Here is a 21,855-nt window from a genome sequence, read left to right on the forward strand (position 1 = left end):
GCAGGGCCCGAGCCGCCGTTGGCGTTTGTAACGAGACTGTTTTCAATGCCCCTGTCCAACATCCGCATCATCCATCAGGACGCCGCTGTCCTGGTGGTCGACAAGCCGACCCTGCTCCTCTCCGTGCCCGGCCGGGCCGACGACAACAAAGACTGCCTGATCACCCGCCTGCAGGAAAACGGCTATCCGGAAGCGCGAATAGTGCACCGACTGGACTGGGAAACCTCCGGCATCATCCTGTTGGCTCGTGACCCGGATACTCATCGCGAACTGTCCCGTCAGTTTCATGATCGCGAAACCGAAAAGGCCTACACGGCGTTGTGCTGGGGCCAACCGGAACTGGACAGCGGCACCATCGACCTGCCCTTGCGCTACGACCCGCCGACCAAACCGCGGCATGTGGTGGACCATGAGCACGGCAAACACGCCCTGACCTTCTGGCGCGTGCTGGAACGTTGCGGCGACTGGTGCCGGGTCGAACTCACGCCGATTACCGGACGCTCGCACCAATTGCGCGTGCACATGCTGTCCATCGGTCACCCGCTGCTGGGTGACGGGCTCTACGCCCACCCGCAGGCCCTCGCCGCCTGGCCACGCCTGTGCCTGCACGCCAGCATGCTGAGCTTCACCCATCCGCAAAGCGGCGAGCGCCTGCGCTTCGAGTGCCCGGCACCGTTCTAATTCCGATAAAGGCTTGGCATGCAGGTTATTGATTTTCAGGAAACACCCGTCAAAAAAGTTCGTCACCAACTGCTGTACCTGATCTACGGCGACAAGGACGCTTATCGCCACGAGGCTAAATTCAGCATCCTGACCGCCCTGGCCCGCGGCAATCCGTCGACCCTGCCCAGCATCAGGATCCTGACCGACCGGCCTGAGGATTATCAGGGCTGGCCGGTCGAGACCCTCGCGCTGCGCCCGCAATTGCTGACCGAGTGGCAAGGCAATAATGGTTACATTCACCGGCGCAAGGCCTGCGCCATCGCGGCCGGCCTGACGCTGGCGGAAAAAACCCTGTTCGTCGACACCGACACGCTGTTCCTCGCCGATCCCGAACTGCTGTTCAAGCAAATCCAGCCAGGGCAGTACCTGATGGACAGCTTCGAATACAACTGGGACTACGTGTGTGAGCGCGAGGATTACCGCAGGCTGGGGGCTTGCCTGGGCGCCCACGGCGTGACTCGGGAAAACAGTTTCAAGCTCTATAACAGCGGGCTGTGCGGGGTGACTGATCGCGATGCTTCGTTGCTGGCCGAGGCCATCGGGCTGATCGATGAATGGACCGAAGGCGGCTTCGACATCCACACTATCGAACAGATCGCGATTTCGTTCGCCATGCGCAACCAGACCATTAACGAAACCAACCAACACGTCTATCACTACTTCGCCGAGAAACGCTTCTTCCACACCATGCAGGCACATTTCTTTGCCCAGCACGGCGAGGCGTTCAGCGCGCAGTTGCTCGAGCGCTGCCATGACGTTCCGCGTACCCGGCCTTTTCCGTCGGCCTGGCGGCGGCTGAAGATCAAATGGAAATTGCGCCACCAGCGCGGCGCCTTGCACAGGATCGGTCGCGACCTGCTGTATGGCAGCGCGGCGCCGGAACATCCTTACTACAAGCTGTGTCGACACCATTGGTGGGACTCGGCCTCGCGGGAGATTCTTCGCCTGGACCCGCAGAGCCGGCAACAACTGTTCGGCCAACTGGAACACTGGCCGCAGCACCTGCCAGAACCGTCCAAGGCGCAGGACAAGTCCCTGATCATGGCGCATTTGCGCAAGCGGATCATGGCCTCGGGCTGATCGATACCGAGGTCGTAGAACGATCCGCGACGGGGGATTGGGTCTGCAATGCAGGCTGGCGATGGGGTAAACTGCCGCCCATTGCTGTCTGGAGTTACTTATGCGCGCAGAGTTGAACCAGGGCCTGATCGACTTCCTCAAGGCCTCCCCCACCCCGTTCCATGCCACTGCCACCCTTGCCCAGCGCCTGGAAGCGGCGGGTTATCAGCGTCTTGACGAGCGCGAGACCTGGGCCACCGAAGCCAACGGTCGTTATTACGTCACCCGCAACGACTCCTCTATCATCGCCTTCAAGCTGGGCCGCCATTCACCGCTGCACGACGGTATCCGTCTGGTCGGCGCTCACACCGACAGCCCCTGCCTGCGGGTCAAGCCCCAGCCGGAACTGCAACGCCACGGGTTCTGGCAACTGGGCGTGGAGGTCTACGGCGGTGCACTGCTGGCGCCATGGTTCGACCGCGACCTGTCCCTGGCCGGGCGCGTGACCTTCCGCCGCGACGGCAAGGTCGAAAGCCAGTTGATCGATTTCAAGGCACCGATCGCCACGATTCCGAACCTGGCCATCCACCTCAATCGCGAAGCCAACCAGGGCTGGGCGATCAACCCGCAGAATGAGTTGCCACCGATCCTCGCCCAATTCGCCGGGGACGAGCGCGTTGATTTCCGTGCCGTGCTCACCGACCAACTGGCCCGCGAGCACGGCCTGAACGCCGATGTGGTACTCGATTACGAGTTGAGCTTCTACGACACGCAAAGCGCTGCGGTCATTGGCCTGCACGGCGATTTCATTGCCGGTGCGCGCCTGGACAACCTGCTGTCGTGCTACGCCGGCCTGCAAGCCTTGCTGAACGCCGAAACCGAAGAAACCTGCGTACTGGTGTGCAACGATCACGAGGAGGTCGGCTCGTGCTCGGCCTGTGGCGCCGATGGCCCGATGCTGGAGCAGACCTTGCGTCGCCTGCTGCCGGAAGGTGAAGAGTTCGTACGGGCCATTCAGAAATCCCTGCTGGTTTCGGCGGACAACGCCCACGGCGTGCACCCCAACTATGCCGACAAGCACGACGCCAACCACGGCCCCAAACTCAACGCCGGGCCGGTGATCAAGGTCAACAGCAACCAACGCTACGCCACCAACAGCGAAACCGCCGGGTTCTTCCGCCACCTGTGCATGGCCGAGGAAGTGCCGGTGCAGAGCTTCGTGGTGCGCAGCGACATGGGCTGCGGCTCGACCATCGGCCCGATCACCGCCAGCCAGCTGGGCGTGCGCACCGTGGACATCGGCCTGCCGACCTTCGCCATGCATTCGATCCGCGAACTGTGCGGCAGCCATGACCTGGCGCACCTGGTGAAGGTGCTGAGCGCGTTCTACGCGTCTCGCGAGCTGCCGTAACCTGCTTGCACCAAAGGTATGCGGGACACTTGTGGCGAGGGGATTTATCCCCGCTGGGTTGCGCAGCAACCCCCTGCTTCCTACCGGATAATCACGGTGCTTGATGGATTCTGGGGCTGCTTCGCAGCCCAGCGGGGATAAATCCCCTCGCCACAACAGTGCTTGCCTCTGGATCGTGGGAGGTCGTGACATACATCATCACACCCCGGCCAAACCCCAACTAGACTGACCTTATCCTCCCCGACAAGGCTGTCGCCATGATCTCGATGTCTTCGTTCAACGCCATGCTGGTGCCCATCATTGCCGGCATGATCCTGCTGGCCATTGGCTTCAACTTCCGTGACAAGGGCGTCGGGGTCTTTGCCATGTGGATCGGCATGTTGCTGATCCTCGCCACGGTGGTGATCAAGATCCTGAGCAAGCTCAACGAGTCACTCTGAGCCTGCCTCAGGCGCCCGGCGATTGCTCCGGCACAGATTGCTCCGGCACATCCACACCGACATGGATCGCATCGTGTCGCCAGAACTCCAGGTCACAATCGATCAGCCGCTGGTGCTGGTCATAGTTGACCCGTGCAATCCGAAGCCCGGGGCTGCCCACCGAAACCTTCAACGCCGCAGCCGCTTCCGGCTGTAGAGAGGTGGGCACGATTTCAAACTTCACCCGGCCGTAATGCAGGTCGTAATGACGGGCATACAGCTCGGTGATGGACTGGTTGAGATCGAACCCGAGGATGTCCGGAAAGTACTGCGGGTTGAGGTAGTGCTCGACGTACAGCACCAGCCGCTCGTCGATACGCCGCACGCGGCAGATCTGGATCACACTGGACAGCGCCGGCAACTGCAACCAGGCACACACCGCCGCCGAGGCCGGTTGCAGACGCGCAGAAATCACTTGGGTAGAAGGCACACGCCCCTGGGCCGCGACCATGGCGTGGAAATGGCTGCGCTGCATCAGGTTGTAGGCCAGGCGGGGTGGTGAGACGAACCAGCCGCGGCGCTCCTCCCGATAAATCTGTCCCTGGGCTTCGAGCTGCAACAACGCCTCGCGCACGGTAATCCGTGTGGTCCCGAACAACTCACTGAGCTTGCGCTCGGCCGGCAACTTGCTGCCGGGCGCCAGCAACCCGTGGTCGAGCTGCTCCTGCAGGACCTGTCCGATGGCTGTCACCGCTTTGGTTGCATCGATGCGCATCAACGTTACCTATCTGGACTAGACCAGCACTGTTTCGGGGCGAGATCGCTTGTCCATCGATCCGCTTCTTGGTCCAGCAAGCCTAGGCACTGCATATGACTGACAGATGACAGAGCCGCCGAACGGTCGTCCTGCAAGCGTGCAAATTAACGGCCAAGTCCTTGCAGATCAGCTGTTTATCCATGGTCTACGCTTAATTCGCAGCCAACCTCCACGAGCCTGGCCTTTCCCGGGACATCCGGCACCGACATCAAAATGTCACAGGGCTCGCCTACATTGGCTCAGGTATTGCTGACCTAGACCAACACAACCGCAATCGCAGCGTTGAAAACGCCCATAGGAGCTTCGGATGAAACAGCTTTTCCTGGCATCACTGTTAGGCTCGACCATTGCCATGTGCACCGCCGCCATGGCCGCTGACACCGATCTGAAAACGTTGGAAGCCGCTGCGAAAGCGGAAGGCGCCGTGAACAGCGTCGGCATGCCCGATGACTGGGCAAACTGGAAAGGCACCTGGGACGACCTGGCCAAGATCTATGGCTTGAAACACATCGACACCGACATGAGCTCGGCCCAGGAAATCGCCAAGTTCGCCGCCGAGAAAGACAACGCCAGCGCCGACATCGGCGACGTCGGCGCGGCTTTCGGCCCGATCGCAGTCAAGCAAGGCGTGGTCCAGCCCTACAAGCCAAGCACCTGGGAACAGGTTCCAGCCTGGGCCAAGGACAAGGATGGCAACTGGGCATTGGCCTACACCGGCACCATCGCTTTCATCATCAACAAGAAACTGCTGCACGGTTCCGAAGCACCGACCAAATGGGCTGACCTGAAAACCGGCAAGTACAAAGTCTCCATCGGTGACGTGAGCACCGCCGCTCAGGCCGCCAACGGCGTACTGGCCGCGGCCCTGGCCAACGGCGGCGATGAGAAGAACCTCCAGCCGGCGCTGTTGATGTTTGCCGAGATCGCCAAGCAAGGGCGCCTGTCCATGGCCAACCCGACCATCGCCACCATGGAAAAAGGTGAAGTGGAAGTCGGCGTGGTCTGGGACTTCAACGGCCTGAGCTACAAGGCCAAGATGGCCAACCCGGATGATTACGTCGTGTTGATCCCGTCCGACGGCTCGGTCATCTCCGGCTACACCACCATCATCAACAAATACGCCAAGCACCCGAACGCCGCGAAGCTGGCCCGCGAATACATCTTCAGCGACGCCGGCCAGATCAACCTGGCCAAGGGCAACGCCCGTCCGATCCGCGCCGAGCACCTGAAACTGCCGGAAGAGGTCCAGGCCAAGCTGCTGCCGAACGAGCAGTACAAGGGCGTGACCCCGATCAAGGATGCCGATGCGTGGGAGAAGACCTCCAAGGCTCTGCCGCAGAAATGGCAGGAAGAAGTGATCATCAATATGCAGTGAGGCACTAGCTCCCGCTCGGATATCCACAGAGGATCCAAATAGTGGGAGCAAGCACTGTGGGAGCAAAGCTTGCTCGCGATAAACGATGACACGGTCTCACAGTTGCACCGTGTCGCCAGCATCGCGAGCAAGCTTTGCTCCCACTGGCCTGCTCCCGCATTGACCGAGGGGAATCCGAGTTTCCTGGTATCTGTCCGGAGTCCCGCTACCCATGAAGCACAACGTCATCCTGGTGGTGCTCGACGGCCTCAACTACGAAGTCGCCCGGCATGCCATGGGGCATTTGCAGGCTTACGTCGGCGCAGGACGCGCGGCCCTCTACAAACTGGAATGTGAGTTGCCCGCCCTGTCCCGCCCGCTCTACGAATGCATCCTCACCGGCGTCGTGCCCATCGACAGCGGGATCGTGCACAACAACGTCTCGCGCCTGTCGAACCAGCGCAGCATTTTCCACTACGCCACCCAGGCCGGCCTGAGCACGGCGGCCGCGGCGTATCACTGGGTCAGCGAGCTCTACAACGTTTCGCCCTTCGTTGCCGGACGTGATCGTCACACCGACAATCCCGACTTGCCGATTCAATACGGACATTTCTATTGGAATGACCACTACCCCGATTCCCACTTGTTCGCCGATGCTGATCACCTGCGCCAGCGCTACCTGCCGAACTTTTTGCTGGTGCACCCGATGAACATCGACGATGCCGGCCACAAGCACGGCCTCGACACCCCGCAATACCGCAACAGCGCGCGCTCGGCCGACATCAACCTGGCGGTCTACCTGCAGGCCTGGCTCGACGCCGGCTACCAGGTGCTGGTGACCTCCGACCACGGCATGAACAACGACCGCTCCCACAACGGCCTGCTGGCCGAAGAACGGGAAGTGCCGCTGTTTGTCCTCGGTGACGGCTTCAGCCTCGACCTCGCAGCCGCGCCCCGGCAGACCGAACTGTGCGGCACCATCTGCCAGTTGCTCGGCGTTGCCCACGACAAACCCTATTGCCAGGAGTTACTCAAGTGAACGCCATGACGCGCGGCAAATGGCTGGCAGCGTTGTGCCTGGTGCCCTTCGCGATTTTCTTCATCGTATTCCAGATCGCTCCGTTGCTCTGGGTGCTGGTCAACAGCCTGGAATCGGAAGAGTTCGGTTGGGGGCTGGCCAACTTCAGCAAGATCTTCAGTTCCAAGTTCTACCTGCAGGCGATCCAGCACAGCCTGGAGATCAGCTTCTGGTCCAGCGTGTTCGGTATCGTCATCGCGGTGCTCGGCAGCTATTCCCTGCGCCGGGTGGATTCGCGGTTGCGCAACTTCGTCAACGCCTTCGCCAACATGACCAGCAACTTCGCCGGCGTGCCCCTGGCCTTCGCCTTCATCATCTTGCTGGGCTTCAACGGCAGCATCACCATCATGCTCAAGCAGGCGGGAATCATCGAGGATTTCAACCTGTACTCGAAAACCGGGCTGATCATTCTCTACACCTACTTCCAGATCCCCCTGGGCGTGCTGTTGCTCTATCCGGCCTTCGACGCATTGCGCGAAGACTGGCGCGAATCCGCCGAACTGCTGGGTGCCAGCGGCTGGCAGTTCTGGCGGCACATCGGCTTGCCGGTGCTGACCCCGGCGCTGCTGGGCACATTCGTGATCCTGCTGGCCAACGCCCTCGGCGCCTATGCCACGGTCTATGCGCTGACCACGGGTAACTTCAACGTCTTGCCGATTCGCATCGCCGCCATGGTCTCCGGTGACATCTCCCTCGACCCGAACCTGGCCAGTGCCCTGGCCGTGGTGCTGGTGGCGCTGATGACCCTGGTGACCATCGTCCATCAGTTGCTGCTCAAGAGGAGCTACCATGTCTCGCGCTGAACCGGGCTCCGTCGGGCTCTATCATCGAGTGGTGGTGTACCTGCTGTTCGCCATCCTGCTGCTGCCCCTGGCCGGCACGCTCGTCTACTCCATCGCCAGCAGTTGGTCGGCCACTGTGCTGCCCAGCGGTTTCACCTTCAAATGGTATGTGCAGTTGTGGAGCGATCCGCGCTTTCTCCACGCCTTCGGTCAATCGCTGATCGTCTGCATCGGTGCGCTGGTGCTCTCAGTGGTGTTGATCCTGCCGCTGCTGTTCGTGGTGCATTACCACTTCCCCAAACTCGACGCGCTGATGAACATCCTCATCCTGCTGCCCTTCGCAGTGCCGCCGGTGGTGTCGTCGGTGGGGCTGCTGCAACTCTATGGCTCCGGGCCATTGGCGATGGTGGGCACGCCGTGGATCCTGATCGGCTGCTACTTCACCGTCGCCCTGCCGTTCATGTACCGAGCGATCACCAACAACCTGCAAGCGATCAACCTGCGCGACCTGATGGACGCCGCCCAACTGCTTGGCGCCAGCACCTTCCAGGCGGCATTCCTGGTGGTGCTGCCCAACCTGCGCAAGGGCCTGATGGTGGCGTTGCTGCTGTCCTTCTCGTTCCTGTTCGGTGAGTTCGTGTTTGCCAACATCCTCGTCGGCACCCGCTATGAAACCCTGCAGGTGTACCTGAACAACATGCGCAACAGCAGCGGCCACTTCACCAGTGCCCTGGTGATTTCCTACTTCTTCTTCGTACTGGTCCTGACCTGGGCGGCCAACATCTTGAACAAGGACAAAAGCCAATGAGCTACGTCAGCGTCCAACACCTGCAAAAAAGCTACGCCGGCACCCCGGTGTTCAGCGACATCAACTGCGAAATCGGCAAGGGCGAATTCGTCACCCTCCTCGGCCCTTCCGGTTGCGGCAAGTCCACGCTGTTGCGCTGCATTGCCGGCCTGACTGCGGTGGATGCCGGCCAGATCATCCTGGACGGGCAAGACATCGTCCCATTGAGCCCGCAGAAACGCGGGATCGGCATGGTCTTCCAGAGCTATGCCTTGTTCCCCAACATGACCGTGGAGCAGAACGTCGCCTTCGGCCTGCGCATGCAAAAAGTCGACGCCTCGGACAGCCACAAACGGGTGCTGGAGATCCTGCGCCTGGTGGAGCTGCATGATTTTGCCGCCCGCTATCCCCATCAGCTCTCCGGCGGCCAATGCCAGCGCGTAGCCCTGGCCCGCTCCCTGGTCACCCGTCCGCGTCTGTTGCTGCTGGACGAGCCGCTGTCGGCCCTGGATGCGCGGATTCGCAAGCACCTGCGCGAACAGATCCGACAGATCCAGCGTGAGTTGGGCCTGACCACGATCTTCGTCACGCACGACCAGGAAGAAGCCCTGACCATGTCTGACCGGATTTTCCTGATGAACCAGGGAAAGATCGTACAGAGCGGCGATGCCGAAACCCTTTACACTGCGCCAGTCGATGTCTTTGCCGCCGGCTTCATCGGCAACTACAACCTGCTGGACGCCGACAGCGCCAGCCGGTTGCTGCAGCGCCCGGTGAACAGTCGGATCGCCATCCGCCCGGAAGCCATCGAGCTGAGCCGCGACGGCCAGGCCGATGCGCTGATCCGCAGCCACAGCCTGCTGGGCAACGTGATTCGCTACCGGGTCGAGGCCCGTGGCGTGGAGTTGGTGGTGGATGTGCTCAATCGCTCGGCCGCCGACCTGCACCCCGATGGCGCACGCCTGTCACTTTCCATCGATCCGTCAGCGTTGTGTGAGGTAGCCTGATGGCTTCGTTGATTTTGAAGAGAGAAACATTCTGATGGCCCTGGCAATTTTTGATCTGGACGAAACCCTGATCCACGGCGACTGCGCCACCCTCTGGAGCGAACAGATGGGACGCCTGGGATGGGTCGATCCCGAGTCGTTCATGCAGCGCAACAACGCGCTGATGGACGCCTACAGCCACGGCAAGCTGAGCATGGAAGAGTACATGGACTTCAGCCTGGAACCGATGATCGGCCGTACCCCGGAGGAAATCGAGCACCTGGTAGAGCCTTGGGTGGAAGACTTCATCGAACCGATCATCTTCAGCGACGCCACCAAGACCATCGCCGAACACCGCAAGGCCGGCGACCGGATCCTGGTGATCTCGGCCTCGGGCACGCACCTGGTCAAGCCGATTGCCGAACGCCTGGGCATCGACGAAATCCTGGCGATCAACCTTGAAGTGACCCATGGGGTGTACAGCGGCAAGACCGTCGGCACCCTGACCTACCGCGAAGGCAAGATCGCGCGGCTGCTGGATTGGCTGGATGCCGAGGAAGAGAACCTGGAAGGCGCGAGTTTCTATTCCGACTCACGCAATGACCTGCCGCTGTTGCAACGGGTGGACTTCCCCCACGTGGTCAACCCGGACCCGGTGTTGAAGGCCCATGCCGAACTGGCCGGGTGGCCAATCCATACCTGGAAATAAAACCCGACCCTGTGGGAGCGAGCCTGCTCGCGATGGCGGTGGATCAACCGGCATTGATCTAGCTGACACACCGCAATCGCGAGCAAGCTCAGCTCCCACAGGTTCAGCCCCTAGCCCAGCAACAGCCACAGACTCCAGCCAAGCAACAACAAACCGCAGATACGGCTGAGCCAGAGTCCCTGCGGCAGGTTTTTCTCCAGCAGGATGAAGGCACCGATCACGGCAACCCAGAGCAGATTCATCACGCCGACCACGAACAACAGGCCCATCAGGGCCCAGCAGCAGCCCAGGCAGTAAGCGCCATGGGCCAGGCCCATGCGCCAGCCGCCGCGTACGTCGGGGCGCCAGTAGCTGAGAAGAAAATGCAGCGGCCCGCGACAATGCTCAAGGCAGACCGCCTTGCTCGGCAGCCACTGATAGACGCCTGCGACCAGCAGCAGGCCGGCGCCCAACGCGGTACTGCTGACGCGCATCCCCGGACTGAGCAGAGTGAGCTGCTCAAGCGCCCATTGCAGCGCCGTGGCGCCCAGGGCGAAGCCAGCCCAGACCAAGCCATAAGCGCCGCAGAACAGCAGCAGAGCCAGGTGTCGCTGTGGTGCCGGCATGCGCTTGCGCAGCATCTGCTGGTAGATCAGCAGCATGGGCAGGGCACTGGGCAGCATCATGCCGATCATCATCACCAACCACATGGCGAACATCAGCAGCGCATCGGTCAGGCTCCAGGGCATGAGCATGCCGGCCATTGCCGCATCGGCCATGCCGCCCGGCGCACTCATGTCACGGGCCATGTGCAGCAGCACCAGCCAAGCCAGGGCGATCAGCCCAAGCAGGCAGAACAGAAACAGCCACTGCTCGCCTGTCAGTCGCCTGCTCTGGGCCGCCACCTGAGGGGCTGCCATCTTTACGGCTCTATGCCATGGCCGGTGAAGTGCACGTGGGCGAGGTGGCTATGACTGTCCTGGGATTGCAGCTTGAGGGCTGAATGCGTCTGGTAACTGCCGCTGGCGACTTCAGCCTCAAGGAACTCGAAGCCATTGGGCAGGGACAGGCGTACTCGATGAGGTGAACCGTCGATCGGGCTGCGGATCGGCTCGCCGCTGGCCTGCAGCACGCCAGGAATGTCCAGGTGCGCCAAGCGCCGGTCGACATCGATGGATAAAGTGATGGGCACGAACAGCGGCTCGAATGCTTCAGTCATGGTGCTGCTGAACACCTGGAACACGTTGGCCCCGGGGTCGCTTTCCAAACCGGAGAGGATGGTCAGCAGGGCCTGGCGTTGCGCCTCGTCGGCGCGTTCATCGATGAACACCTGACAACTGCCGTTACCCTCATGGATAGCGCCCGGCCAAGCGAAAGTGGCGGCCCAGCACAAGCCTCCCAGTGTCACCTTATTGAAATACCCGTGTTCCACTCGCATCGACGCCACCGCCTGGCAGTGGCCATGGGTCGGCGGCGCATCGAATTGACAGGGGCAGCCCCAATTGCAGTTGCAGGCAACGAATTCGACGCCCTGCATGCGCCATTCGGCGATGGCCATGATCGACCTCTTCACCTGGCTGGTGAAATGAAAGTTGCGGTTACCCCATCCCCTCCATTAATTAACGCTAGCAGGGCGCGCGCATCGGATACGGGCTGCCGACCGAAGGTCAGCTTGCCCGCGGGCGCCGGTCAAAGGTTCAAGCCACCGTCGTAGGATGAGGGGACCAGTCATGTCGGCGCCGACATGCAAGTATTCCTGCAAATAAACAAACCTGTGGGAGCGAACTTGCTCGCGATGGCGGTATGTCAGCCAACATCAATGCTGACCGCATCCGACGCCATCACGAACAGGCTCGCTCCCACAGATTCGGCGTTTCCGAGATCGTCAACGCCTCTCACTAGAACCCGCAATACACCTGCATCGCGTTCAGGGCCGTATCATCCCCACTGCCTTGATCGGGCTCCACCCGGGTCCGAAATCCCTTCACTTTCTTGGCCCCGGTGCCATCGAGGCAGCTATAGAACCCGGTCCATTCCCCCCACGCGTTGGGTGGGTCGCCAACCAAAATCTGCGAACCGCAATTCATTTTGATATTGCCGGCCGCGGTATCGTCCTTCGAGCCCTTTTCCTTGTCCCTACCTTGAAACCGTTCCACCTGGATGGCAAATCCTATGACGGGATGCTCGCGACAAACATGGTCCTTACCCCAGCTTCCCCACTTCCCTTCAAGGCTTTGAATGTACGTTGCCTGTCCCGTGGGGCCGCTCTTGCAGATAAGCTGGATCGCATTCAAGGCAGTGTCGTCACCATTGCCCTGATAGGGCTCACTTTTGAGCCGAAAGCCCCAGACATACTGGCCCGCAGGGCAGGAAGCAGCCGCCCCCCAAATACCCCATTGTCCCTGTTCGGAAGTGTCTGAAGGTACTTGTGCTTGAGCAGCCTCAACAACTGTTAATAAAAGTGCAAAAACCAGCGCATGCAGGATGACGTGATCAAACATAACAGCGCCCTACTTGAATTTTGAAAAGGCTTTTGCCAGATCCAGAATGGCCTTTTCGTCTTGCCTGTCCATATCACCGTCACCATCGACGTCGGTTTTGACATTGACGGTATCGTAGGGGCCGTTCTTTTTTGAAGCAGAGACAAAGGTCGCAAACTGCAGTTTTTTGCCCTTATAGATTTCCAAGACCACTTCGGGCGATCGATCGCCGTCAATGTACTCTTGGGACATGCGCAGTTCTTTCGTAGCCATCACAACACCTCTTCTGTTAGCGGACACTAATCAGAGAGACATCTATTACTCTCGAACCCACTCTAGGGTGCCTTTCTTCGTGGTGTCTACTGTCAGACTTGACAGGGTGTATGCCTATCTAGCCCTTTGAAAATTGACGCAGGGTGCGGGCCAGGAGACACCCCCCCCCCCTGTGGGAGCGAGCTTGCTCGCGATAGCGTTGGAGCAGCCAGCATTGATTTAGCTGACACACTGCCAACGCGAGCAAGCTCGCACACAGGTTCTTGCGCGACGCCCGGATTAGCTCAGGCTCTCATCGATCACCAGTACCAACTTCCCCGATACCTTGTTGGTCGCCAGTTCCGCGAACGCCGCTTCGGCATCCTTGATCGCGAAGACCTTCGCCAGTTGCGGGCTCAGGCGTTTGTCGGCAAACAACGGCCACACCTGTTGCCCCAGCTCGCTGATCAGGTCGGCCTTGAACTGATCGTTACGACTGCGCAAGGTCGAGCCGAGCAATTGGATACGTTTGCCCAGCACCTGCGCCAGATCCAGTTGTGCCTCGCGCCCGCCCATCAGGCCAATGAGAACCCAGCGCCCGTCAACTGACAAAAGTTTCACGTTGAGTGGGGCGTAGTTGGCGCCTACAGGATCGAGGATCACGTCGAAGGGGCCGAGGTCGTTCAAACTCTCCAGGCCATCGGTGCGCACCACGCCGCCCTGGGCCCCCAGCGCTTGGCAATAACTCAGGCGATCAGCTGAGCCGACACTGACCCAACATGGGTTACCGAACGCCTTGCATAGCTGGATGGCAGCCGAGCCGACGCCGCTGGCCCCGGCGTGCAGCAGCACTTTCTCACCCGGCTTGAGCGCAGCCAGCTGGAACAGGTTCAACCACGCGGTGCTGTAGACCTCAGGCAGCGCGGCGGCTTCAGCCAATGACAGGCCCTCCGGGACTGGCAGCACATGCCGGCCATCGACCACCACTTCCTCAGCCATCCCACCGCCAGCGAGCAAGGCGCAAACGCGGTCGCCCACCTGCCAGGACGAACCCGGCCCAACCTCGCTGATCACCCCGGAACATTCCAGCCCCAGCACCTGGCTGGCACCGGGTGGCGGCGGATAAAGCCCGGCTTTTTGCAACAAATCGGCCCGATTCAGGCCGGCGGCCGCCACACGAATGCGAACTTGCCCGACATCACACGCCGGACTTGGCTCATCTGCCCATACCACTTGGCCTTCAACGCCTTGCAATGCTTTCACGGTGCCTCCATAGTGAGTCTCGACTGGGCCCGCTGCTTCAACGCCGGGCTTTCTTGCATTATGCGCCCGGGCCACATGGAACCGGCGACTTCAAAGACGGCCTAATATGCGTTATCAATTGTCCCTGCGTCGAATCAGCATGAAGCACCTGTTCCCCAGCACCGCCCTCGCGCTTGTCATTGGCCTTGGCCTGTTGCCGCTGTCGAGCGATACGTTCGCAGCCAACAGCTGGGACAAGCTTCAGCCCGATCGGGACGAGGTGATTGCCAGCCTTAACGTCGTCGAGTTGCTCAAGCGCCATCACTACAGCAAGCCGCCGCTCGATGACGCGCGTTCGGTCATCATCTATGACAGCTACCTGAAGCTGCTCGATCCGTCGCGCAGTTACTTCCTGGCCAGCGACATCGCTGAATTCGACAAGTGGAAGACCCAGTTCGACGACTTCCTCAAGAGCGGCGACCTCAACGCCGGGTTCACCATCTACAAGCGCTACCTGGACCGCGTGAAGGCGCGTCTGGACTACGCCATTGCCGAGCTGAACAAAGGCGTCGACAAAATCGACTTCAATACCAAGGAAACCTTGCTGGTCGATCGCAAGGACGCCCCTTGGCTCAAAAGCACCGCCGAACTCGATGACCTGTGGCGCAAACGCGTCAAGGACGAGGTGCTGCGCATGAAGATCGCCGGCAAGGATCCCAAGCAGATCCAGGAAACCCTGACCAAGCGCTACAAGAACCAATTGGCGCGCCTGGACCAGACCCGCGCCGAAGACATCTTCCAGGCGTACATCAACACCTTCGCCATGTCCTACGACCCGCACACCAATTATCTGTCGCCGGATAACGCGGAAAACTTCGACATCAACATGAGCCTGTCCCTGGAAGGCATCGGTGCGGTGCTGCAGAGCGACAACGACCAGGTGAAAATCGTGCGCCTGGTCCCGGCGGGCCCTGCGGACAAGACCAAACAGGTCAGCCCGGCGGACAAGATCATCGGCGTCGCCCAAGGCAACAAGGAGATGGTCGATGTGGTCGGCTGGCGCCTGGACGAAGTGGTCAAGCTGATCCGTGGCCCGAAAGGCTCGGTGGTGCGCCTGGAAGTCATCCCGGCCAGCAATGCGCCGAACGACCAGACCAGCAAGGTCGTGTCCATCACCCGTGAAGCGGTGAAGCTGGAAGAACAGGCGGCGAAGAAATCGGTCCTCAACCTCAAGCAGGACGGCAAGGACTACAAGCTCGGCATCATTGAGATCCCGGCTTTCTACCTGGACTTCAAGGCCTTCCGCGCTGGCGATCCGGACTACAAGAGCACCACCCGCGACGTCAAGAAACTGCTGACCGAACTGCAGAAGGAAAAGGTCGACGGCGTGGTCATCGACTTGCGCAACAACGGCGGCGGCTCCCTGCAGGAAGCCACCGAGCTGACCAGCCTGTTCATCGACAAGGGCCCGACCGTGCTCGTGCGTAACGCCGATGGCCGGGTGGATGTGCTGGAAGATGAAAACCCGGGCGCGTTCTACAAGGGGCCGATGGCCTTGCTGGTCAATCGCCTCTCGGCTTCGGCCTCGGAGATTTTCGCCGGCGCCATGCAGGACTACCACCGTGCGTTGATCATCGGCGGCCAGACCTTCGGCAAAGGCACCGTGCAGACCATCCAGCCGCTCAACCATGGCGAGCTGAAATTGACCCTGGCGAAGTTCTACCGGGTTTCCGGCCAGAGCACCCAGCACCAGGGCGTGCTGCCTGATATCGATTACCCGTCGATCATCGACACCAAGGAAATCGGTGAAAGCGCCCTGCCCGAAGCCATGCCGTGGGACACCATCCGGCCGGCGATCAAACCAGCCGTAGACCCGTTCAAACCGTTCCTGGCGCAACTCAAGTCCGACCATGACGCGCGCTCGTCCCAGGACGCGGAATTCGTGTTCATCCGCGACAAGCTGGCCCTGGCGCAGAAGTTGATGATGGAGAAAACCGTCACCCTCAACGAAGCCGACCGTCGCGCGCAGCATGCCGACATCGAAGCCAAGCAACTGGCGATGGAAAACCTGCGTCGCAAGGCCAAGGGCGAAGAACCGCTCAAAGAGCTGAAGAAAGAGGACGAAGACCTGATCACCGAGCCGGAGAAAACCAAGCCGGAAGACGATGCCTACCTGAGCGAGACCGGGCGGATCCTGCTGGATTACCTGAAACTCAACACGGCGATCGCCAAGCACTAAGGTGATGGCCATTTAATGGTGATGCTCGTCGGAGTGTCATCAAACTGACATCAGTCTGTCGTGAAATACAGGACTGGGTGCCGCGCACCCGGTCCTTTTTTTATCGCCAGAGATTGCCATGACCACGACAGAACAGCTGAGTGCCTTGAGTTCGATCCTGGCTCAAAGCGGTTTGCACAGCCTGTTCCAACCGATCATCTGCCTTTCCGAACGGCGCATCGTGGGCTATGAAGCCTTGACCCGCGGCCCCTCCAACAGCCCATTGCACTCCCCCATCGCACTGCTCTCGGTGGCGCGTCAGGCCGGTCGCCTCAGCGAACTGGAACTGGCCTGCCGTCGCAGTGCTTGCCAGCGCTTCAATGAACAAAAGCTGCCGGGCAAGCTGTTCCTCAACGTCTCGCCCGAGTCCCTGCTGGAGTCCGCGCACCAAACGGGGCGTACGCTGCAACTGCTGCAGGACTTTGGCATTGCGCCCAATCAGGTCGTGATCGAACTGACCGAACAAACCCCCATCGATGACTTCCAACTCCTGCAAACCGCCCTGCACCACTACCGGGCCATGGGCTTCTCGATTGCCCTGGACGACCTTGGCGCCGGTTATTCGAGCCTGCGGCTATGGTCTGAATTGCGGCCCGATTATGTGAAGATCGACCGGCATTTCATCGACGGCATCCATCAGGATGCCCTCAAGCGCGAATTCGTGGGCTCGATCCTGAAAATCGCCCGGGCCTCCCGGGCCCAGGTGATCGCCGAGGGCATAGAACTGCCGGAGGAACTGACGGTGCTGATCGAAATGGGCGTCGACCTGGTCCAGGGGTATCTACTGGCCCGCCCCCAGGAACACCCTTCGCGCGATGCCAGGGCGCTGATGCCCAAGCAGGACAGCGGTGTGGCGTCGCTGAACGATGAGCTCAACGACCTCAGCGCGCTGCTCAACGAACAGCCCGCAGTGGCCCATAACACGCCGACAGCCACCGTGCTGGAGGCGTTCCGTCGCCAGGCCAACCTCAACTCCCTGGCGGTGCTGGACAATCAGAACCAGCCCTGCGGCATCGTCCATCGCCATTCACTCTCGGACGCCTTGCTCAAGCCCTTCGCCACCGACCTGTTCGCCCGCAAACCCATCAGTCGGCTGATGAGCGATGACTTCCTGGCGGTGGAACTGAACCAGTCGCTGCAACAAGTCAGCCGCCTGATCACCAGCCGCGCCCGACAACGCATCGAAGAAGACTTCATCATCACCCTCAACGGCGGCTACCTGGGCCTCGGCCGGGTGATCGACGTGCTCAAGCTCATCACCGAACTGAAAATCCAACAAGCCCGCTACGCCAATCCACTGACCCTGCTGCCGGGCAACGTCCCGATCCAGCAATGCCTCACGCGGCTGCTGCAACAACGGCAGGAATCGGTGATCTGCTACGTGGACATCGACAGCTTCAAACCCTTCAACGACATCTACGGCTACGGCCGCGGCGACGAAGTCCTGCTGTGCCTGGCCCAATGCCTGAACGAACGCATCGACCCCAGCCGCGACTTCGTCGGCCACATCGGCGGCGACGACTTCCTCCTGGTCCTCGGCCCGGAAGACTGGCGCAAGCGCCTGGACCAGCTACTCAGCGACTTCCAGACCCACTGCCGCCGCTTCTACCGCCCCGAGCATTTAGAGGCGGGGTGCTTCACGGCGTTGAATCGACAGGGCATTCGACAGGAATTTGCGTTGTTGTCGCTGTCGATTGGGGTGGTGCATCTGCGTTCCGAGGCCTGTGGTGAGTTGGATGCCAGTCAGTTGGCGGAACTGGCTTCGCAAGCTAAGCATCATGCCAAGGATATTTTGGGGGGGAGTGTGTATTTGGTGGATGGGGTGGCTGAGCGGGAGGTTGTGGTGGAGTTGGGGGTGTCGGTGTGAAGCGGTTGGCGCGGAACCGTGGTGAGGGGGATTACTCCCCCACCGTAAAAGTTGTTCGGTGGCGCACTGATTGAATAATAGAAACTCAATTAATTATCCTCAGCTCTACCAAGTAGTAGGATCTTCAAGGGCCGCTTTCTTGAGATCTTCTTTCCAAGCTTCTTTTGCCAGCACATAGACACTCCGCAGAAACTCCTTAGGATTTTTTAAGTTATACCACTCCCCTCGTGGCCAGCTACCTGCACAGCCCTCATCTATTTCAAACAAACTTTGAAAATCAAAATCCTGATCATTAAGCTTATCCCCCAAAAACCTAACCAATACATACTTATGTCTGTAGGATAAGCAGTCCAAATTCAGGCCATATTTACCGATCAGCTCTGATCTGTCACATTCATCATCAGGATTGTAGGCTTCTAATATTTCCCCGAGTGTTTCTTCGCGGTCATACACATCAAATTGTCCAATGAACCACATCAAATCAGGAACAAATTCCTCATTTATAAAAGGATCTTTCAGCATTATTTTTTCTCCATAGGAAATCCGGTGTACGGCACAGCATCCTTATCAAATTTAACTTCAAACCAATTTAAACTCTCATTCAACTTGGGATTTTGCTTATCCTTTTTATTGGGTTTGTAACCACGCCCTGCTCCCGGCAACTCCTGCCTGACAACTCTATCTTTTTTGTGATCCAGCCCTGTAAATGGATCCAATCCAAGCCTCTCTCTTGTCATAGCTTTATTTAGTGCATTTAAATGTATTCGCCAGTTACTGAATTGGGAGCTTAAGCTTCCATTAGCTCCTTTTGGAATTTCGCCTGTATGCGGATTCGCACCGTTAATGGAACGCTGTTTGAGTGCAGCGTCCGATATTTCCGGGCTGTGCTTTTCAACAGTATGCATTCTGTATTTTTCCTCCATAGCAACAACCCGTCTCTTAGCACTTGCCTCCCCCAACAAATCAATTCGCGCCCGCCGCTGCTCCGCCGTCATCGGCAGCCGCGGCTCCCCCTCATCCACCCCAACCTTAGCCGCCGGATCCTGCTCCCCAACCGTCGGCCTACACCCACCCTTCCCCGGACAATCCACCAACCCCAACGGATCCACCCACCCCGTCGGGTTCAGGGTGTACCGATACCCATTGAGCCCACCCGCCAGTTTGCTCGGGTCGGGTGTGAGGTAGCGGCCGGTCTCGGGATTGTAGTAGCGGTGGCGGTTGTAGTGCAGGCCGCTTTCCGGGTCGAAGTACTGGCCCTGGAAACGCAAAGGTTGCTCAAGCTGTTCGCCGCCACCGTGCTTGAGTTCGGTGAGTTTGCCGTAGCCGTTGTAGCGCGCCGACCAGACGATCTGTCCGCTGTAACTGGTCAGTTCCTGGGGCGTGCCCAGGTGGTCGAGGTGGTAGTAGAACGGGCAGGCGTTCAGGCCTTCGCCGTCGAGCATCGCCAGTGGGCGGAAGGTGCCTGGTTCGTAGACGTAGCTGCGGTGGTGGCGCGGGCTGTTTTCGGCGACCAACTGATCGCCCTGCCAGAAAAACTCCGTGGTCAGGCCGTCCACGGTTTTGCTGATGCGTCGGCCGAAGGCGTCGTAGCGGTAGGACGTTTCGCGGCCGTCCGCCGTGGTGACGCCGATCAGGCGGTGCTGGCTGTCGTAGCGGTAGGCGCTGACCAGGGCCTGGCCGCGGCGCTCGCGAATCAGGTTGCCGAAGGCGTCGTAGTCGTAGTGGCGGTCGCCCTCCCTCAACAGGCGGTTGCCCTTGAGGGTGGTCGGACCGGGGCGGTCCTGCATCATCAGGTTGCCGGCCGGGTCATGGCAGAAGTGTTCCGGCGGCTCGCTGTGGGAAAAGTCGATGCGGGTCAGGCGATCCAGCGGGTCGTACTGGTAGCGGCGCCGGCTGCGGTTGTCGGAAAGGGTCTGCAGGTTGCCCCGGAGGCTGTAGGCATAATCGCGCCAGAACAGTTGCTGCTGTTGGCTCTGCCACACGGTCTGGGCCTTGAGGCGGCCCTGTTCGTCGTACGCGTAGTCGCTGAGCAGCCGGCCCTGCTGGCGTTGCCGTTCGCGACCGCCGTCAAATCGGTGTTCGGTCAAGCGCGAGCCGTTGAGGTCGATGGCGGTCAGCGCGCCACCGGGGGCATGGTGGTAGTCGAGCTGGCTGTCGTCCGGCAGGCGCAGGTGGTTGAGGCGCCCGCAAGCGTCGTAGCGATAACGCAGGGTGCCCCAGCCCTGGTGCTCGCCGACCAGCCGGTCCTGGGCGTCGTACTCGAAGGCCAGCGGACGATCGCTGCCGTCGTTGACGTGGACCAACCGGCCCAGTTCGTCGTAGCGGTACTCGATGGCCTGGCCGTCGGGCAAGGTCTTGACCCGCAACCGCCCGGCCGCGTCACGCTGGTAGCGGGTGACCCACTGCGAACCGTCCCCGCCGTGTTCGGTTTTCTCCCGCAAGTGGCCGTTGAGATCGTAAGCGTAGGTGGTGCGTTGGCCGTCGAAGCCGACTTGCTGTCGGATCAAGCCGTTGGGCGTGTAGTCCAGCTGATATTTTTCGCCGGATTCGTTTTCGATCTCGGTCAGCAGCAGCCGCGCCGAGTCGTAGCGGTATTTCAGTTCGCTGCCATCGGGGTTCAGGCGACGGCTGACCAGGTGCAGGTCGTCGGCGTATTCGTAGCGGGTGAGGCGGCCCTGTTCATCGCGCTCGGCGGTGACCTTGCCGTAGGCGTTGTAGCTCCAGGTCCGGGTGGCGCCGCTGGGCAAGGTCACTTGCAGCAGTCGGCCGACGGCGTCCCATCGGTAATGCGTGAGGGCGCCGTGTTCGTCCTTGCGGCTGAGCAAACGCCCCAGGGCGTCGTAGGAAAAACACCGACGCCCGCCATCGGGCAGGATCTCTTCGGTCAGTTGGCCCAGGCGACTCCAGGCGAACCGATGCTCGCCGCCGTCCGGGCCGTACCTCGCCAGCAGTTGCCCGTGGCCGTCGTAGGCGTATTCCGTGCGCCGGCCATCCGGATCGATGCTCACGATCACATCGCCCCGGGCATTGCGCCGGTAGGTCCACACGGCCTGGCCACGGGAACGGGCGTGCAGGAAACCGTTGCGGTATTCGTAGGACGTCGGCACTTCGTCCGCCGGCATCAGCGCCACTAGCCGTCCGACTTCGTCGTAGCGGTATTCGCTGACCGCCCCCAGCGGGTCCTGTTCGGCGATCAACCGGCCCTGTTCGTCATAGGCCTTGAGGTGCTCGCCACCGTCGGGCTCGACCTTGCGCACCAGCCGCGCCCGCTCGTCGTGGACGTAAACTTCCTGGCTGCCATCCAGGTGCCGGACCGTGACGCTGCCGTCCTCGCCCCAGGTGTAGCGGCTGTCCATCTGCGCAAACGAGGCCCAATGCCGGACGCAGCGGGAGGCCGGCCCGAGGCCTTGCCACTCCCAGTAGAAACTCGCCCCGCCGGCCAGTTGCCGCTGGAGGATGACGTGTCGGTCGTCGTAGTCGTAGCGTTCGCTTTCGCCGGCGGCATTGGTCGCTTCGATCAGTCGGAAACGTCCGTCGTAGCGGTAGGTCACCAGCGTCTGCTCGGTCCGCCAGGCTTCGTCGAGAGTGATGGCCGGGTGGAAACTCTGGTAGTCGACGGCGATTAGGTGACG

General features: G+C 60.6%; 20 protein-coding genes. 12 read left to right on the forward strand and 8 right to left on the reverse strand.

The features are described 5' to 3' along the window. Nucleotides 1–45: 45 nt before the first annotated feature. From DTP52_RS17680 to DTP52_RS17695, 4 genes are all read left to right on the forward strand, one after another. Nucleotides 46–681 carry an RluA family pseudouridine synthase gene (locus tag DTP52_RS17680; RefSeq protein ID WP_109754504.1) on the forward strand — a complete coding sequence of 212 codons (636 nt, stop codon included), beginning with the start codon at nt 46–48 and terminating at the stop codon, nt 679–681. An 18-nt stretch (nt 682–699) separates the two neighbouring features. After that, nucleotides 700–1,803: a hypothetical protein gene (locus tag DTP52_RS17685; RefSeq protein WP_109754505.1), complete on the forward strand. Its 1,104-nt coding sequence runs from the start codon at nt 700–702 to the stop codon at nt 1,801–1,803. 100 nt (nt 1,804–1,903) lie between these two features. Next, complete coding sequence (locus DTP52_RS17690; RefSeq protein WP_109754506.1) at nt 1,904–3,193, forward strand: M18 family aminopeptidase; 1,290 nt, start codon at nt 1,904–1,906, stop codon at nt 3,191–3,193. A 257-nt stretch (nt 3,194–3,450) separates the two neighbouring features. Further along, on the forward strand, nt 3,451–3,633 hold the full coding sequence (locus DTP52_RS17695; RefSeq protein ID WP_057452462.1) for a hypothetical protein: 183 nt from the start codon (nt 3,451–3,453) through the stop codon (nt 3,631–3,633). A 7-nt stretch (nt 3,634–3,640) separates the two neighbouring features. Here the strand turns inward: DTP52_RS17695 and DTP52_RS17700 are convergent, their stop codons facing one another. Continuing rightward, nucleotides 3,641–4,387: a UTRA domain-containing protein gene (locus DTP52_RS17700; protein WP_109754507.1), complete on the reverse strand. Its 747-nt coding sequence runs from the start codon at nt 4,385–4,387 to the stop codon at nt 3,641–3,643. A 349-nt stretch (nt 4,388–4,736) separates the two neighbouring features. Here DTP52_RS17700 and DTP52_RS17705 point away from each other — a divergent pair, with 349 nt between their 5' ends. From DTP52_RS17705 to DTP52_RS17730, 6 genes are all read left to right on the forward strand, one after another. Continuing rightward, nucleotides 4,737–5,804, forward strand: a complete 1,068-nt coding sequence (locus DTP52_RS17705; protein ID WP_109754508.1) for an ABC transporter substrate-binding protein — start codon at nt 4,737–4,739, stop codon at nt 5,802–5,804. A 211-nt stretch (nt 5,805–6,015) separates the two neighbouring features. Next, entirely contained in the window at nt 6,016–6,822 is an 807-nt protein-coding gene (locus DTP52_RS17710) for an alkaline phosphatase family protein (RefSeq protein ID WP_109754509.1), read from the forward strand. Nucleotides 6,823–6,827: 5 nt separating this feature from the next. Next, nucleotides 6,828–7,664 carry an ABC transporter permease subunit gene (locus tag DTP52_RS17715; RefSeq protein WP_162893916.1) on the forward strand — a complete coding sequence of 279 codons (837 nt, stop codon included), beginning with the start codon at nt 6,828–6,830 and terminating at the stop codon, nt 7,662–7,664. Next, the gene (locus tag DTP52_RS17720; protein ID WP_109754511.1) at nt 7,651–8,451 is read left to right on the forward strand and encodes an ABC transporter permease; all 801 of its coding nucleotides are present in this window, start codon (nt 7,651–7,653) and stop codon (nt 8,449–8,451) included. Before DTP52_RS17715 ends, DTP52_RS17720 begins: the two co-directional genes overlap by 14 nt. Beyond that, the gene (locus DTP52_RS17725; RefSeq protein ID WP_109754512.1) at nt 8,448–9,437 is read left to right on the forward strand and encodes an ABC transporter ATP-binding protein; all 990 of its coding nucleotides are present in this window, start codon (nt 8,448–8,450) and stop codon (nt 9,435–9,437) included. The genes DTP52_RS17720 and DTP52_RS17725 overlap by 4 nt, the downstream gene beginning before the upstream one ends. Nucleotides 9,438–9,471: 34 nt before the next feature. Continuing rightward, entirely contained in the window at nt 9,472–10,125 is a 654-nt protein-coding gene (locus DTP52_RS17730; RefSeq protein ID WP_109754513.1) for an HAD family phosphatase, read from the forward strand. A gap of 110 nt (nt 10,126–10,235) precedes the next feature. On the opposite strand, the gene DTP52_RS17735 is transcribed toward DTP52_RS17730, so the two are convergent. The 5 genes from DTP52_RS17735 to DTP52_RS17755 all read right to left on the reverse strand — a co-directional run bounded on the left by DTP52_RS17735 (nt 10,236) and on the right by DTP52_RS17755 (nt 14,099). Next, nucleotides 10,236–11,024 carry a DUF2182 domain-containing protein gene (locus DTP52_RS17735; RefSeq protein ID WP_109754514.1) on the reverse strand — a complete coding sequence of 263 codons (789 nt, stop codon included), beginning with the start codon at nt 11,022–11,024 and terminating at the stop codon, nt 10,236–10,238. A gap of 2 nt (nt 11,025–11,026) precedes the next feature. Continuing rightward, nucleotides 11,027–11,662, reverse strand: a complete 636-nt coding sequence (locus DTP52_RS17740; protein WP_109754515.1) for a DUF1326 domain-containing protein — start codon at nt 11,660–11,662, stop codon at nt 11,027–11,029. A gap of 340 nt (nt 11,663–12,002) precedes the next feature. Further along, complete coding sequence (locus DTP52_RS17745) at nt 12,003–12,605, reverse strand: hypothetical protein (protein ID WP_109754516.1); 603 nt, start codon at nt 12,603–12,605, stop codon at nt 12,003–12,005. A 9-nt stretch (nt 12,606–12,614) separates the two neighbouring features. Next, the gene (locus tag DTP52_RS17750; RefSeq protein ID WP_109754517.1) at nt 12,615–12,857 is read right to left on the reverse strand and encodes a hypothetical protein; all 243 of its coding nucleotides are present in this window, start codon (nt 12,855–12,857) and stop codon (nt 12,615–12,617) included. 279 nt (nt 12,858–13,136) lie between these two features. Continuing rightward, the gene (locus DTP52_RS17755) at nt 13,137–14,099 is read right to left on the reverse strand and encodes a zinc-binding dehydrogenase (RefSeq protein WP_109754518.1); all 963 of its coding nucleotides are present in this window, start codon (nt 14,097–14,099) and stop codon (nt 13,137–13,139) included. A 139-nt stretch (nt 14,100–14,238) separates the two neighbouring features. Here DTP52_RS17755 and DTP52_RS17760 point away from each other — a divergent pair, with 139 nt between their 5' ends. Beyond that, nucleotides 14,239–16,317 (forward strand): carboxy terminal-processing peptidase, encoded by a 2,079-nt coding sequence (locus DTP52_RS17760; protein WP_162893917.1) that lies wholly within the window; start codon nt 14,239–14,241, stop codon nt 16,315–16,317. Nucleotides 16,318–16,435: 118 nt separating this feature from the next. Beyond that, nucleotides 16,436–18,223 (forward strand): bifunctional diguanylate cyclase/phosphodiesterase, encoded by a 1,788-nt coding sequence (locus DTP52_RS17765; RefSeq protein WP_109754520.1) that lies wholly within the window; start codon nt 16,436–16,438, stop codon nt 18,221–18,223. Between the two features lie 105 nt (nt 18,224–18,328). On the opposite strand, the gene DTP52_RS17770 is transcribed toward DTP52_RS17765, so the two are convergent. Both DTP52_RS17770 and DTP52_RS17775 read right to left on the reverse strand, forming a co-directional pair. Next, nucleotides 18,329–18,745, reverse strand: coding sequence for a hypothetical protein (locus DTP52_RS17770; protein WP_256594260.1), 417 nt, complete (start codon nt 18,743–18,745; stop codon nt 18,329–18,331). Then, a partial coding sequence (locus DTP52_RS17775) for an RHS repeat-associated core domain-containing protein (protein ID WP_146206866.1) occupies nt 18,745–21,855 on the reverse strand: 3,111 nt, incomplete at its 5' end. The genes DTP52_RS17770 and DTP52_RS17775, both read right to left, overlap by 1 nt.

This window comes from Pseudomonas sp. 43mfcvi1.1, assembly GCF_900115935.1.
In the GTDB taxonomy this organism is placed as follows: domain Bacteria; phylum Pseudomonadota; class Gammaproteobacteria; order Pseudomonadales; family Pseudomonadaceae; genus Aquipseudomonas; species Aquipseudomonas bijieensis.